The organism is Acholeplasma hippikon (assembly GCF_900660755.1).
Classification (GTDB): Bacteria; Bacillota_I; Bacilli_A; order Acholeplasmatales; family Acholeplasmataceae; genus Acholeplasma; species Acholeplasma hippikon.
In genome coordinates, this window is record NZ_LR215050.1 from 1,026,045 (window position 1) to 1,040,299 (window position 14,255).

Consider the following 14,255-nt stretch of genomic DNA (forward strand, 5'->3'; position numbering starts at 1 on the left):
TCACCTCATATTATAAAGGTTTTTTTACTATACGCGCGTACTCGCGTGGGTATCCACTCACGTGCGCGCGCTTTTTTATTAAAATATTAGCTCTAAAGCCAGATTCCTCAATTAAATCAAATGTCGAAATTTTCACAATTTCTGATTGGAGCACCTTTAAAGCATTTTGGGCATGAGCAATTTCTTCTTGATATTTAGATCCTTTTGGTGCAATGAAATATCCATTAACTTTTAGCATTGGTATGCCATATTCTAAAATTAAATTAAGTTCGCCAAGTGCTCTCGCTGTGACACAATCAAACTTGTTTAAATTATTTTTAGCATAAACTTCTGCTCTTTCGTGAACAACTTCAAAAGTGATTCCCAAAATTTCTTGCAATTCATTTAAAAACTTTACACGTTTGATTTGAGATTCAACAATTGTAACTTTCAAATGTGGAAATACAATTAAGAGAGGAACGGATGGAAATCCAGCTCCCGCTCCCATATCGCATATTGTATTAATCTCATTAAAATCCACTAAATTTGAAATTAAGACTGAATCTAAAAAATGTTTAATGTAAACTTCTTTTTCATCTGTAATTCTTGTTAAATTTGTATGTGTATTAAAGTCCACTAAATGCTTGTAATACTTTTGGAATTTTTCAATTTGATCTTGATTTAATTTGATTTTTAACGCTTTTTCAATTAAATGACTATTCATTGACGTGACTCTAAATAAACCATTAACACGGAAATATCCGCTGGGTTAACACCTAAAATTCTTGATGCTTGTCCTAGTGTTTCCGGTCTAACCTTCGTTAATTTTTCTCTTGCTTCAGATGAAATATTTTGAATTGATTTGTATTCAATATCTTCTGGGATATGTCTTGATTCAAAACGAGTTAATTTTTCTGCTTCTCTAGCCGCTTTATCAATATATCCTTGATACTTGATATGAATTTCAACTTGTTCGTAAATGTCATCTGATACATCTAATTTCATAAAGTATTTTAGTGTTTCCACACCTAATTCTGGACGTTTTAATAAATCATAGATAAATACGCCTTCATAAATTGGTGCAGAATTCATACTTGATAAATAATTTAATGTTTCTTCTGTTGGTGAGATTCTAGTTGTTTTTGCAATTTGAATCAAATTTGCTATTGTTTCTTTTTTATGATTGAATCTTTGATATTGTTCTTCTGTTACTAATCCAATTTGGTAACCATATTCTCTTAGTCTTAAATCCGCATTATCATGTCTTAAAAGTAATCGATGTTCTGCTCTAGATGTTAGTAAGCGATATGGTTCATATGTTCCTTTAGTGATTAAATCATCAATTAATACGCCAATGTAAGCCTCATTGCGTCCTAAAACGAGTGGTGCTTTACCTTGTACTTTTAATCCTGCATTGATTCCAGCCATTAAACCTTGACATGCTGCTTCTTCATAACCTGAAGTACCATTAATTTGGCCAGCGCAAAATAGGTTCTTAATGACTTTGGTTTCTAATGAACGATAAAGTTGGTTTGGATTAATCGCATCATATTCAATTGCATATGCATATCGAATAATTCTTGCATTTTCTAAACCAGGTAATGATTTAATCATCTTTTCTTGAACATCTCTTGGCATCGATGTTGAAAAACCTTGTACATAAATTTCATCTAGACTTCTTGATTCGGGTTCTAAGAAAATTTGATGGCGTTCTTTGTCTTTAAATCTAACAAATTTATCTTCAATTGAGGGGCAATATCTTGGTCCAACACCTTCAACGACACCACCGTACATCGCTGAATCATCTAAATGGTTAAAAATAATTTCTTTGGTTTCAGGTGATGTATGAATTAAATAACAATCTTCTTGATAACCTAATTCCGTAATAGGTGAGTCAAATGAGAATGTTTGAAGTTTTGCATCTCCTGGTTGTGGTGTTGCAACACGATAATCAATTGAATCTTTAGCAATTCTAGGAGGTGTACCAGTTTTTAATCTGATTACATTAAATCCTAATTCTTTTAATTGTGCTGAAATACCATAAGTTGTTTTTTCACCATGTGGTCCACTAGGTGTTTTTTCATGTCCAATTAATATTTGGCTTGCTAAATATGTACCTGTTGTAATCGTGACTGTTTTAGAGAGAATTTCAGAACCGTCTTGCATTCTGACACCGTAAACTTCTCCATCTTTAACAAGTAATTGATCAACTAAGCCTTCTAGTAAAGTTAAATTTTCTTGTTTCTTTAAAACATCCAACATAATTTTTGGATATTCTAATTTATCAATTTGAGCACGTAAAGCTCTGACTGCTGGACCCTTAGAAGAGTTTAACATCTTCATTTGGATTTGTGCCATATCTGCAGATTTAGCCATTTGGCCACCTAATGCATCAATTTCTCTTACAACAATACCCTTTGCTGGTCCACCAATCGACGGATTACATGGCAAAGTGGCAACCTTCTCCAGGTTACCTGTAATTAAAATTGTATTTAAGTTCATTCTTGCCATAGCTAGAGCAGCTTCAACACCTGCGTGTCCAGCCCCAACAATTAATCCATCATAAATCATATTTTTATTACTCCATTATACCTACAAATTTTTCCGCTACAATTTCCGGAACGAATCCGAAATGTTCAACAACTTTATTTTGAGCTGCTGATAAACCGTATGTATCAATTCCCATCACGTGTTCTGTAAAACGATACCAAGAATAACTTGATCCCATTTCAATTGCTAATGTCTTCACACCTTTTGGTAAGATACTCATTTGGTATGCTTTATCTTGATCTAAGAATTCATCATGAGATGGCATAGATACAACTCTAATATCATACCCTTTTTCTTTTAAGATTGCTTTAGTTTCGATTGCTAATTCTACTTCACTACCTGCAGCAAGTAAAATTCCGTCTAATTTCACATTTTCTTTATCAACGATATAAGCTCCTTTTGCCACGCCTTCCTTAGAAGTTGTTGCTAAGTTACGAACATTTTGACGTGATGTAATGATTGCAGTTGGTTTATTCTTTCTTGATAATGCAATTTCTAACGCTGAAATTGTTTCTGTACCGTCTGCAGGACGAATAACTCCTAAATTAGGAATGCTTCTTAACCCAACTAATTGTTCAATTGGTTCATGTGTTGGTCCATCTTCACCAACCGCTACTGAATCGTGTGAGAAGATGAATAGTGATGGTAAATGCATCATTGCAGCTAAACGTAATGTTGGCTTCATGTAATCAGAGAAAACGAAGAATGCACCTGAAAACGATCTTAATCCACCATGTAAATTAATACCATTAACAACAGCACCCATTGCATGCTCTCTTACACCAAAGTTAATATTTCTACCAATATAACTATCCTTTAGGAAGTTTCCATCAGCACCTTTTGCCTTTGTTGAAGAAGTTAAGTCTGCTGAACCTCCAATAATGTTTCCATTTAATTTAGATGCTAAGTCTAGTGCTTTTCCAAGCATGTTTCTTGTTGCATCTTTTGATCCTTCAGCAAAAACTAAACTGCTGAAATCTAAATTAAATTCTCCTGATAAATATTGTTTAAATTCTTTTGCTAATGCTGGGAAAGCTACCTCATATGAAGCAAACATCTTTTCCCATTCATTGAATGCTTTTTTACCACGATTAAATACTTTTGACTTGTATAAACTATATACTTCTTTAGCTACTTCAAACGGTGCATAAGTATATCCTAATTTTTCTCTTAGTTTACTTGCTTCTGCTTCTCCAATTGGAGATCCGTGAACTTTTGAAGTGCCTTCATTTGATGTTCCGCGACCAATGATTGTTTTTACTTCAATGATGGTTGGTTTGTTTAATTCTTTTTTCGCTTTAATAATTGCTTGGTTAACTTTAGCAATATCTTCACCATCATTAACTTTAATGTATTGCCATCCTTGTGCTTCAAACTTCTTCTTAACATCATCAGAGATAGCTAAACTTGTTTTTCCATCTAATTGAATATCATTTGAATCATATAATACAATTAATTTTCCTAAGCCTAGGTGACCCGCTAAAGAAATTGCTTCTAACGCAACACCTTCTTGTAAGTCTCCATCGCCACATAAAACATATGTATAGTGATCAATGATATTAAATCCTTCTTGATTGAACTTAGCTGCTAAATGCGCTTCAGCAATTGCCATACCTACTGCATTTGAAATACCTTGTCCAAGCGGTCCAGTTGTTGCTTCTACGCCTTCTGTATGACCATATTCAGGATGACCAGGTGTAATTCCTGGGTAATTTCTAAAGTTCTTTAAATCTGCTAATGAAATTTTATATCCTGATAAATGGTTTAAAGCATAAAGTAACGCTGAGCCGTGACCTGCTGATAAAACGAATCTATCACGGTTAATCCATGACTTATTTTTTGGATAAATATTTAAATGTTTAGTAAATAATGTATGTGCCATTGGTGCAGCACCAATCACGATACCAGGATGCCCACTGTTTGCAGCGTTAATTGCATCCACTCCTAAAAAACGAATCGTATTAATAGCAAGTTGATCTTTATTCATTGTTTTCCCCTGTATTTTCTTCTTCATTGTTTTCAGTTTCAATTTCTTCAGTCACTTCTTCATCTACTGAAGGTTTGAAATATGATTCATAATATTTTTCTTGTTTAGCAAGAATTTCTTTAAAATGTTCTTCACCAAGTTCTTGTTTGATTAGTGTTGATGCTTTTTCATTTTCTTTAGCCACTAAAGCCTTTAATTTCTTTTGTTGAATTTGAGATGAAGTCATAATACCAACAAACATAAGAACCATTACAACTAAGAAAATAATATCTCCAGCAGCAGGGAATGCCATTGGTAAGAACATTAATGCAGCAAATGCTACAACGAATAATCCTAATTGAATTAACATGAAGAACTTAGACATTTTCTTATGTTCTCCATAAATGCTGTTTGTGAAATCTAACCAAATTGTGTTTACTTCATTTTTATATAAATCTTCAACTGCGTTATAGTATCCTTTGTCAACAAATAAACGATAGTCTACTCCATTTGAAGTCCATACAGAAAATCTACCACGTTGTGCGAACTTTCCATAATCACTTCTATCATCTAAATAATACATTTCTAATTTAGCACCTTTATAATCTTCAACTCTAAATGGTTGACCTTGTGCTTTTGCGTACTCTCTTGGTAAAATTTTCATTTCATTTCCTCCGATATGTGAATTCTACTTTAAATTATATCATAAAGATATAATACTTTATGAATAGAAAAAAACATCCCCATGGGGTATCCTCACCCACACATCAGGTAACTTATGGCTGCTCCACTCAAGGCCTGACCAGGTTCGTTCCTTAATGTTGAATGAGAATACCCCATAGGGATGTTTCTAATTAACTTCTTAATTTTTTAAAAAATTCTTTAAGCATCATTGAAGCTTTTGACGCTTCGATTCCGCCTATATATTGTATGCGATGATTAAAGGGATTGTCAAGCAATTTTATAACACTTTCAACCGCTCCAGCCTTTTGATCTTTTGCGCCATAATATAAATTTCTGATTCTTGATTGAATCATTGCGCCAGCACACATACTGCATGGTTCTAGTGTAACATAAACATCACAATTTTCCAAACGCCATGACCCAATTTTCTTAGATGCTTTTTTCATCGCTAGAAATTCGGCATGCCCCGCAAAATCTTGTTTACTTTCACGTAAATTGTGGGCTCTTGCAATTATTTTACCCTCATAAACAACGACTGCACCTACAGGAACCTCATCTTTGATGAATGCTTTTTTTGCTTCTTTAAGTGCTTCGTTCATGAAATACTCGTGACTATTTTTGTTCATCTTTTCCTACAACTTCATGTGCATGACGTGAACGAGGTTCATATGAATCTGATGCACCTACAACTACGATTGGATCATCGTATCTTGCTGGTTGCCCATTAATGATTCTTTGTGTTCTCGTAGCAGGCATGCCCGTTTTAACGCAAATTGCAGTCAGCTTTGTTACAAACTCAGCAATTGCTAATAACTGTGGCATTGGACCAAAAGGTTCACCCTTAAAATCACGATCTAATCCACCAATAATTACTCTTAATCCTTTGTCAGCTAACGTATCGGCAATTTTAATCACACCATCGTCTAAAAACTGAGCTTCATCAATAATAACAGCTTCAGTATCTGGTTCTAAAAGATTTAAAATTTCACTTGAATGATTAATTAAAATTGCATCCTCTGTTAATAGGTTGTGGGAAACAATTTCAGATTTTAGACTATATCTATTGTCTATACTCGGTTTAAATACTTGAAATTTTTGTTTCGCGTATCTTAAACGTTTTGCTCGTCTGATTAATTCTTCAGTTTTACCAGCAAACATTGGTCCACAAACAACTTCAATAAATCCATTTTTATATGTATGATACATCTTCATTTCCCCTCTTGTTTTATTTTAGTGTATCAAAAAGCGAGATATATTTCAATCTCGCTTTATTGTTATTTTTGACTCTTTTGTAAACGTTTATTGAATTTATCAACTTGACCAGCTTGAGCAACGAATGTTTGTTGACCAGTGTAGAATGGGTGAGTATCAGAAGTTACTTCTAATTTCACTAATGGATAAGTTTGTCCATCTTTTTCATACACGCCAGTTTCTTTTGTGTTGATAGAAGATTCAATTAAAAACTGTTTGTTAGTTTGAGCATCTTGGAAGATTACTAATCTAGTTTTTGGATGAATTCCTTGTTTCATGTTTTACTCCTTCCGCCATGAGTTAGGTCTCATAGTAAGTTTTTGCTAATTCATTATATCATTTCATATTTATTATTGCAATAAAATACTTTATATTCTAATATATATGGTTTTTTTGGTAAAAAGTCGTTTTTTAGTATCCTTTTGGGTGTGGTCTGTTTTTGAAAATAGTAAAGAATCTGTTGGAAATGATGCCAATAAATACGCCGGCTGGAACACTGATTAATAACATGATTGGTAAGTAAAGAATTAACAATTCAGTACTTAATAAGTACATACCTACTAAAACCTGTCCAATCGTGTGTAAAATAGCACCAAAAACTGATACCGTAATTGGGTGTAATTTGAACCATTGTTTTAATATACCCATTGTTATTATAGATAGAATTGCACCACCTAGTCCCATCCAAAATGTGATTGTAAATGAGCGATATAATAACGCAACAATCAACACTCTTAGAATAGTGACTAAAAATGCTTTTTTAAATCCATAGATATATAAAACAATTACAGTCACAAGGTTAGCAAATCCAATCTTAGCGCCAGGAACTGGAATGACATTAATTGACATTTCAATGACGTTTAAGACAATTGCACTCGCTAACATCATAGATAAAGTTGTAATTGTTTTTAAATTATTCATATAACTCCGTCTAAATCATCATTTGTTTGTTCAAATCTAATTGAAACTTTATTTGGTAATGAAACAACTGGTAAACCTTTACCATTATACCAATTTCTATTCACGCCAATTTGTTTAGGTGTTTCATCTCTTTCAATTCTAATACTTTTTGTATCAAAATCAACTTCAATGATTAATTCAGTTCTTCTGTCACCAATAAAGAAATCACCAAGCATTACAAACGCTAAGTCAGCTCCTTCTTTTGATAAAGGTTCAATAAGTTTTGGATAGTTGTTATCAACTTTTTGTGGATACAATTGGTATGTGTTTTTACTAAAGTCAACTTCAATTACAACATCATTTATATGATAAACCTTAGCAATTGTGGATGGTTTTCCTTGACTTAGGTTTATCCAAATAAAGGATATTAAAATGATTATAAATAATCCACCAATTAATAGATAATCTTTTTTCTTCATTATTAATTACCTGTCTTTGTAAATCTACCAGATGGATTAACTATTTCGATTGTTTGATCAATTTGATACGCAATAAATTCGATGTCTTTATTTTTCAAGAATTCTTTAACCTCATCAAGAGGCATACTAAATAGAGCAGTTGAATATGCATCCATCAATCCTGCGCCTTCACCGATAATACTAATTGCATAATATATATTTTCAGGTTTTTTAGTTTTTGGTGAAACGATGTGGTGATACCAAGTTCCATCGGAAGTTTCAAATTTTTGCATGTTGCTTCCTGAAGTTGTAATCACAGTGTTTTTTGCTCTTACAATACCATAATTTTGATATATATTTAATGGGTTCACAAGGCCAATATTGAAGTTTGGTGTTTCTTTAGTTTTTACGCCTAAAGCAAGCGAAGAGGTACCACCATTGATTAAGTAATTTTCTATGTTGTTATTCTTTAAATAGTCAATTGCTTTTTGAGTTGTATATCCTTTAGCAACTGCACCTAAATCAATTTTTGCACCTTTTTTAAGGGTAATAAAATATTTATTATCTTGTGTGAATAACTTAATTGGGTCTTCAATGATATCAATTTTTTCTACTTCTTTTAATGCCCACTCAACTGCAGCATCTGGGTCTAATAAGAAGCCCATCTCATACTCTTCTATAATGGATTTCCAAATATCAATAATCTTGCCAATCGCAATGTCAAAGTAACCATTAGAATTTTTTTGTATATAATATGCGAAGTCAATTAAATCATATAATTCTTTTGTGATTTCAACTGTTGCTTCAGCCTCTGATAAATCAGCTTGTTCATTAATATAGTAAACATTATGTACGCCAGGATATTTTCTAAAGTTATCAGAAATCTCATCATATAACATGTAGATATCTTCAATATCTTTATAGATTTCTGCTTTGTTTGATGCATTACTATATGTTAAATCAATAACTATTTGTGTATCCATTGCATAAAAAGTCATTGAATCTTTCGTTGGTGGAACAGGCTTTTTTTCACAAGCTAAAAGGACTGCTCCTAATAGTATTAAATTGAATAGCAGCAATCCTTTTTTCATGTGTTTATACCTCGATTAGAAAATTCCGCCTAATCCTGTTAATACCATAGCAATTAAGCCAATGATAATTAATAGAATTGGAAGTCCTTTGAATCCTTTTAATACCGGATTAATACGGATTCTTGTTTGAATAATTGTAATTAATGATGCGAATAGAATATAGCCTACTAAGGAACCTAATACAATAACTATGCCGTTACCAAATGTCATTGTTGCAATACCCATAAACGCAACTAATAATAATACGGATTGTAATCCGATTTTTTCATCTTGTGGTAAAGATAATTTAACTTTTGCGACTAATAATTGATATATTTCATTTAATCCAATAGCTAATAATGCTACCACAACTAAATTTAAGAATGTTGCATCTAACGGAACTAAGATAAATGTATAAAGTACAAAATCAATTAAGTATGCAACAAAAGCTAATACCGCAATGATACAAGCACGAATAAATACATTTTTAACTCTTAATTCTTTTTGACTTAATACTTCTAATCCAAGACCTTGTAGAACAACGTTTGATAGGATCGCGGCTGTTAATAGACTTGCTAAAATACTATAGAATGTCATCTTTAGCTACCTCCTTAACTTTAATAAAGTCTAATGAATTGATGATACCAAATACAAAACCTGCTAACACAAATCCACCAGATGCTTGTTGTAGGAAACTAATTGCATATTTAGATGCGAAGATTTGAATTGTATCTACATTGAATAATGCAATTGTTAATGTGCCAGTTCCTAACACTTCTCTTAACAGACCAACAAACACAATTAATACGAATGATAATGCTGAAATGACTAATTGTTTTACCGCTGTTACTTTTTCAGATGGGTTATATACTAAATCCACATTTAAAATGAATAATACGAAATATATAGAATATAACTCTGTTTGAGAAATATAAGTTCCTAAAATAATATTTAATAGTGATACAATACCTGCAGTTAAGATTACATATGTATATGTTCTAAATCTTCCCTCAGCAAGTTTATCAATTAATAATGATAATCCCTTAATTGCCATTGTAACAACAACTAAAACTAAACCCGCAATCAATGCATTTTCAAATGTTGTTGAGATAAAGATAAGTGGTAAAATGCTTAAAATAATCATAGATTTAACAAATTGTTTCATGATACCACTTCCTTAATTTCATTTAATAGTTTTGTGATTAAATATTGTGATCCCATTGATTCATCAGTTGGGCCCGCAGTGTAATCAACTAATTCATCATTAATATTTGTACTAACATAACTATTGAAATAATTTACTGATCTTGTATAGTATGATCCACCTGTATGACCATATAAATCTTCAGGTAATGATACAAATTTAATATCATTTGATGCATCTAATGCTACAAAGATTGTAATTGGCGCAACATGTGTTGCTGAGTGATCATAATAATCACCTTCGCCAGTATGTTGATAAACCTTATATTGAACACCACCAACTGTTACATCCATTATAGTAATTTTGTTAACTGTAGATGTATTAGTTAATGTGTATGCATCTGTACCAAATAATAATTCTAAATGGTCAATCGGTTCACCATTATGATAAATAATTGTTTGGCTTACAGCTGCTTTAATAGTTGAACGAGATACACCAATTGTTGTTGCACCAGCAGCACCATCAATGTATTGTACGTTTTCATAATATAATCCATTATAGTTTTGTAATAAGTAATTTCTTACTAATTTAAAATAACTTGCAGATGTTGAATCATGTGTTTCAACTTTTTTATCAATTGCATAAACTTTACCGTTAGCATCAATTGCAACATATAATTCTAAATCAAAGTATGTTGGGTGATTAGCAGTAACCACATAAAGGTCGGCTAATTTTTCATTGCTTAATGACATCACGTCTGCATGTGAACGAATATTTACATAATCGCTATCTACAACCGTTTTCTCGTTAACAATGTTTACTTTTTGATTAAACATTTTGTCAACTGGTGTAGATGGGAGTACTGTTTGGATTGATACCACAACAATACCTAATACAAACATCATCACAAAGCAAAGCACTAAGATTAGGTTTTCTTTTTTCATGCTAAATAAACCTCCTTAGCAATCACATATAATCTATGGATTAACCATTTTGTATTATTAGGTTCTCCATCATCCGCTGATACTCCTGCATAAGCATCAACGAAGTCAGCGATGTTTGTGTCTTTAAATGAGTTAGCGTATGTTAATGCTAATGTACGGTAGCCCATTGTATGTTCATATGTTTCAACCGGTAATAATGCGCCTAAAATCTTGCCATCATTGTCCATTGCAATCACTAATGTAATTGCTTTTTCAGTTGAACTATCTGAGTTGTAAATGCTCTTCTTATTTAACGAATAAACATAACCCTTATCTTTAATTACTTCAACTTTTACTTCTGCACCATCAATCACTTTAGTATCTGTAGATTTGATAACATAATCTTCTCCAAAGAAATCAAAGTAAGCTGGTTTATTGTCAAATTGAGGAACTACTTTATGATGTTCTCCTAAGTTTCTAAACATACCCATAATTGTATTGTGAGAAACTGAAGTTGCACCAGCGTTTAAATCTGTAATTTTTGATAAGTTTTGATTTACGTATGCTGCGATTAATTTTTCTGATTGTGCCACATACATTGTTTGATTTAATTCAACAATAACTGTTTTTGTAATAATACCTTTAACATCAGCGGCAACTAAGATTTTGATATTACCAAAACCATTTTTTTCGTTCATTTCATAAACGTAACCTAATTCTTTACCGCTTACGTCTTTAACACGTCCGCTTAAACTAATTTCTGTACCATTTACAGTTGTTGCTTTATTTAATTCAAATGTTTTTGCCATTGGAATCACTTCACGAATTTTTTCTAAAGTGATTTGGTTTTGTTTTTCTACTTTAATTGGGTTAAAGATTACATATGTTGTAATCGCTAAAATAAAGCTAATTAGGATAGTAACAATAAAAGTTAACATGCTTTTTAGTTTCATGCGATGTACCCTCCTAATAATAAGAATCCAAATAATGTAATTAAAGCGAATGAAACACCATATGTCACAAAGAATCTAGTCTTAAATTTATTTGTTGACCATAATGGATAATCAATCACTGGAGTTAACATATTAGCAAATAATAATGCGAACGCAACCCCTTCTGGTAGGTTACCAAAGATTCTAATTGCAAAGATTACGGTACCAATAATTAATCCAAAGTACCATCTACCTGGTCTTGAAACTGGTGAGGTCGCTGGGTCTGTAACCATAAATGCTAAACCAAATAATAATCCACCCGATAATAAATGATATAATACGAACTCAACTAAATGGTTAGGTTGTAAGAAGTAACCTGCAATTGTCGTTAATACAACAAAAATTAATGATGCTGATAGGATTGGTCTAAAATCTGCACTCTTTCTAATGATTAGATAAGCCATACCCATTAAGATTAGAATTGAGTTGATTTCGCCCATTGCCCCTGGAATGTTACCAGTTAACATATCAATTAATGAATATGAGTTAAATACATTTGGAAATTGTGTAGATAGTGGTGTTGCACCTGCTGCAGCATCTACTGCACCATAACTACCTTGGAATAATGTTGTAAATGAAATTGCAATGAATACTCTGCCAAGTGCTGCTGGGTTAAAGATGTTAAATCCTAAACCACCAAAGATCATCTTACCAACTAATGACCCGAATAATGCACCCATAATGACTGCATAGAATGGTAACTGATCTGGTAATAACATTGCATAAATTAATCCACTTACCGCTGGAGCAGTTAAGTTATTAATTGAATATTTCTTAAATTTATTTGATAAACGCTCACTAAAGTGATCACCTTCTGCTTTAGTAACAGATAAGAAGTATACTGCTTCTACTAAAATGAATACTAGTAAACTCACTAAAATTCTTGTTAATGCATCCATTCCATATTTATATACTGAGAAGAATGTTACAGGTGTTAAAGCGATTAACACGTCAACCATCATACGTTTTGTAGATGTTTCCTTACGTACATAAGGAGAGGTGCGTGGAACAATATTTACTTTTTGCATGTCTTATCTCCTTATCGAATCATTCTCTTACCTTGACGCATGTAATCTGTTAAGTGAATCTTAGATGGACATACGAATGAACATAATCCACATTCGATACACTTATTAACAGTCAAGGCTTTTAAGAAATCTTTGTCTTCTGCTTTTACAGCATTCATGATTTGAACTGGTTGTAAACTTACTGGACATGAGTAAACACATGATGCACAGTGAATACATGGATCTTCATCTAAGAATGGCGTATTTTGAACAATTAATGATGTTGTTGTGTGCTGTAACACGATATCATCACTTAGTAAACTTGACCCCATCATTGGTCCACCTAAGATTAAAGTCTTAGGAATACTTGGTTCAATATATCCACCAGCGATGTCTAATAAACTTTGAATTGAAGTACCAATTCTTGCTTTAAATGATTTATTAACAGCACCATCACCTGAAATCACAAAGTATCTTTCAAGTACTGGTAATCCAAATTTAACTGCATGGTATAAAGATTGTAATGTTGAAACGTTAAATGGAATAACTCCATAATCACCTGGTAATTTACCTTGTGGTACAACAATACCTGTTGCAGATTTGATTGCTTCTAATTCCCATCCTTGTGGATAGTAATTTCCAACTGGAGTGACTTTAATATCATAATCATGGAAAGCAGCTAATGCAAAGTTTAAACGTTCAACTAATTCAACGTATTTCTTTTTAACTGCGATTACTCCTTGTTTTGCTCCAACTGCATTCATCGCATAAATTAACCCTTTGATTAATTCTTCTGGATGATTCATCATTAATTCATAGTCTGAAATTAATTTAGGTTCACACTCAACACCATTTGCTAAAACAATATCAATCTTCGATTTTGTATTTAACTTGATGTAAGTTGGGAAACCAGAACCACCTAAACCGACTAAACCAGCATCTTTAGCAATCTTAATATAGTCTTCCTTAGTTAGTTTCTCGATTTCTTCATCAGTTCTTGTTTTAACTGATTCATGTAATTCATATTTGAAATCATTTTTAACGATTAAACAGTCAACTTTTTTACCTGTTGCATCGTATTTCATTTCATGCCCTACAACTTCTCCTGAAACTGTAGCATGAATTGGTTGTTCAAAGAAAGCAGCCTTTCTTGTACCAATTACTTCACCAACTTTTACGAATTGACCGAATACAACACAAGTTTCCCCTTCAGGACATCTTTGGTTTGTAATTGGGTAGTATAAGTATTGTGCTTGTAAGTGATGTAATAAAGGTAACTTCTTTAAAGCATGCTTCTCATCTGGTATAATTCTTGTCTTTGTAATCAAGAA

16 protein-coding genes and 1 other RNA gene are annotated in these 14,255 nt (G+C 32.4%); all 17 read right to left on the minus strand.

Going from position 1 to position 14,255, the window contains the following annotated elements:
- Nucleotides 1-10: 10 nt before the first annotated feature.
- Nucleotides 11-703: a 16S rRNA (guanine(527)-N(7))-methyltransferase RsmG gene (gene rsmG / locus EXC59_RS05095; protein ID WP_035369949.1), complete on the minus strand. Its 693-nt coding sequence runs from the start codon at nucleotides 701-703 to the stop codon at nucleotides 11-13.
- On the minus strand, nucleotides 700-2,550 hold the full coding sequence (gene mnmG, locus EXC59_RS05100) for a tRNA uridine-5-carboxymethylaminomethyl(34) synthesis enzyme MnmG (protein ID WP_162164074.1): 1,851 nt from the start codon (nucleotides 2,548-2,550) through the stop codon (nucleotides 700-702). Before mnmG ends, rsmG begins: the two co-directional genes overlap by 4 nt.
- A gap of 7 nt (nucleotides 2,551-2,557) precedes the next feature.
- The gene (tkt, locus tag EXC59_RS05105) at nucleotides 2,558-4,516 is read right to left on the minus strand and encodes a transketolase (RefSeq protein ID WP_035369944.1); all 1,959 of its coding nucleotides are present in this window, start codon (nucleotides 4,514-4,516) and stop codon (nucleotides 2,558-2,560) included.
- The gene (locus EXC59_RS05110; RefSeq protein ID WP_035369942.1) at nucleotides 4,509-5,159 is read right to left on the minus strand and encodes a hypothetical protein; all 651 of its coding nucleotides are present in this window, start codon (nucleotides 5,157-5,159) and stop codon (nucleotides 4,509-4,511) included. The genes tkt and EXC59_RS05110 overlap by 8 nt, the downstream gene beginning before the upstream one ends.
- Nucleotides 5,160-5,239: 80 nt before the next feature.
- An RNA gene (ffs, locus tag EXC59_RS05115) (signal recognition particle sRNA small type) lies at nucleotides 5,240-5,333 on the minus strand.
- Nucleotides 5,334-5,349: 16 nt separating this feature from the next.
- Nucleotides 5,350-5,805, minus strand: coding sequence for a tRNA adenosine(34) deaminase TadA (gene tadA / locus EXC59_RS05120; RefSeq protein ID WP_035369939.1), 456 nt, complete (start codon nucleotides 5,803-5,805; stop codon nucleotides 5,350-5,352).
- Nucleotides 5,792-6,385, minus strand: a complete 594-nt coding sequence (locus EXC59_RS05125; protein WP_035369937.1) for a thymidine kinase — start codon at nucleotides 6,383-6,385, stop codon at nucleotides 5,792-5,794. Before EXC59_RS05125 ends, tadA begins: the two co-directional genes overlap by 14 nt.
- Nucleotides 6,386-6,453: 68 nt before the next feature.
- Nucleotides 6,454-6,708, minus strand: coding sequence for a type B 50S ribosomal protein L31 (locus EXC59_RS05130; protein ID WP_035369935.1), 255 nt, complete (start codon nucleotides 6,706-6,708; stop codon nucleotides 6,454-6,456).
- Nucleotides 6,709-6,841: 133 nt separating this feature from the next.
- Nucleotides 6,842-7,351: a Gx transporter family protein gene (locus EXC59_RS05135; RefSeq protein WP_051659073.1), complete on the minus strand. Its 510-nt coding sequence runs from the start codon at nucleotides 7,349-7,351 to the stop codon at nucleotides 6,842-6,844.
- The gene (locus tag EXC59_RS05140; protein WP_162164073.1) at nucleotides 7,348-7,809 is read right to left on the minus strand and encodes a NusG domain II-containing protein; all 462 of its coding nucleotides are present in this window, start codon (nucleotides 7,807-7,809) and stop codon (nucleotides 7,348-7,350) included. The genes EXC59_RS05135 and EXC59_RS05140 overlap by 4 nt, the downstream gene beginning before the upstream one ends.
- 2 nt (nucleotides 7,810-7,811) lie before the next feature.
- On the minus strand, nucleotides 7,812-8,879 hold the full coding sequence (locus EXC59_RS05145; protein ID WP_035369930.1) for an FAD:protein FMN transferase: 1,068 nt from the start codon (nucleotides 8,877-8,879) through the stop codon (nucleotides 7,812-7,814).
- A 15-nt stretch (nucleotides 8,880-8,894) separates the two neighbouring features.
- Nucleotides 8,895-9,455 carry a hypothetical protein gene (locus EXC59_RS05150; protein ID WP_035369928.1) on the minus strand — a complete coding sequence of 187 codons (561 nt, stop codon included), beginning with the start codon at nucleotides 9,453-9,455 and terminating at the stop codon, nucleotides 8,895-8,897.
- Nucleotides 9,442-10,023, minus strand: coding sequence for an Rnf-Nqr domain containing protein (locus EXC59_RS05155; RefSeq protein ID WP_035369925.1), 582 nt, complete (start codon nucleotides 10,021-10,023; stop codon nucleotides 9,442-9,444). The genes EXC59_RS05150 and EXC59_RS05155 overlap by 14 nt, the downstream gene beginning before the upstream one ends.
- Entirely contained in the window at nucleotides 10,020-10,946 is a 927-nt protein-coding gene (locus EXC59_RS05160) for a hypothetical protein (RefSeq protein WP_162164072.1), read from the minus strand. The genes EXC59_RS05155 and EXC59_RS05160 overlap by 4 nt, the downstream gene beginning before the upstream one ends.
- The gene (locus EXC59_RS05165; RefSeq protein ID WP_162164071.1) at nucleotides 10,943-11,878 is read right to left on the minus strand and encodes a hypothetical protein; all 936 of its coding nucleotides are present in this window, start codon (nucleotides 11,876-11,878) and stop codon (nucleotides 10,943-10,945) included. The genes EXC59_RS05160 and EXC59_RS05165 overlap by 4 nt, the downstream gene beginning before the upstream one ends.
- Nucleotides 11,875-12,945 carry an RnfABCDGE type electron transport complex subunit D gene (locus EXC59_RS05170; RefSeq protein WP_162164070.1) on the minus strand — a complete coding sequence of 357 codons (1,071 nt, stop codon included), beginning with the start codon at nucleotides 12,943-12,945 and terminating at the stop codon, nucleotides 11,875-11,877. The genes EXC59_RS05165 and EXC59_RS05170 overlap by 4 nt, the downstream gene beginning before the upstream one ends.
- 11 nt (nucleotides 12,946-12,956) lie before the next feature.
- A complete protein-coding gene (locus EXC59_RS05175) occupies nucleotides 12,957-14,252 on the minus strand; it encodes an RnfABCDGE type electron transport complex subunit C (protein WP_035369917.1) in 1,296 nt (431 codons plus the stop codon).
- Nucleotides 14,253-14,255 lie beyond the last annotated feature (3 nt).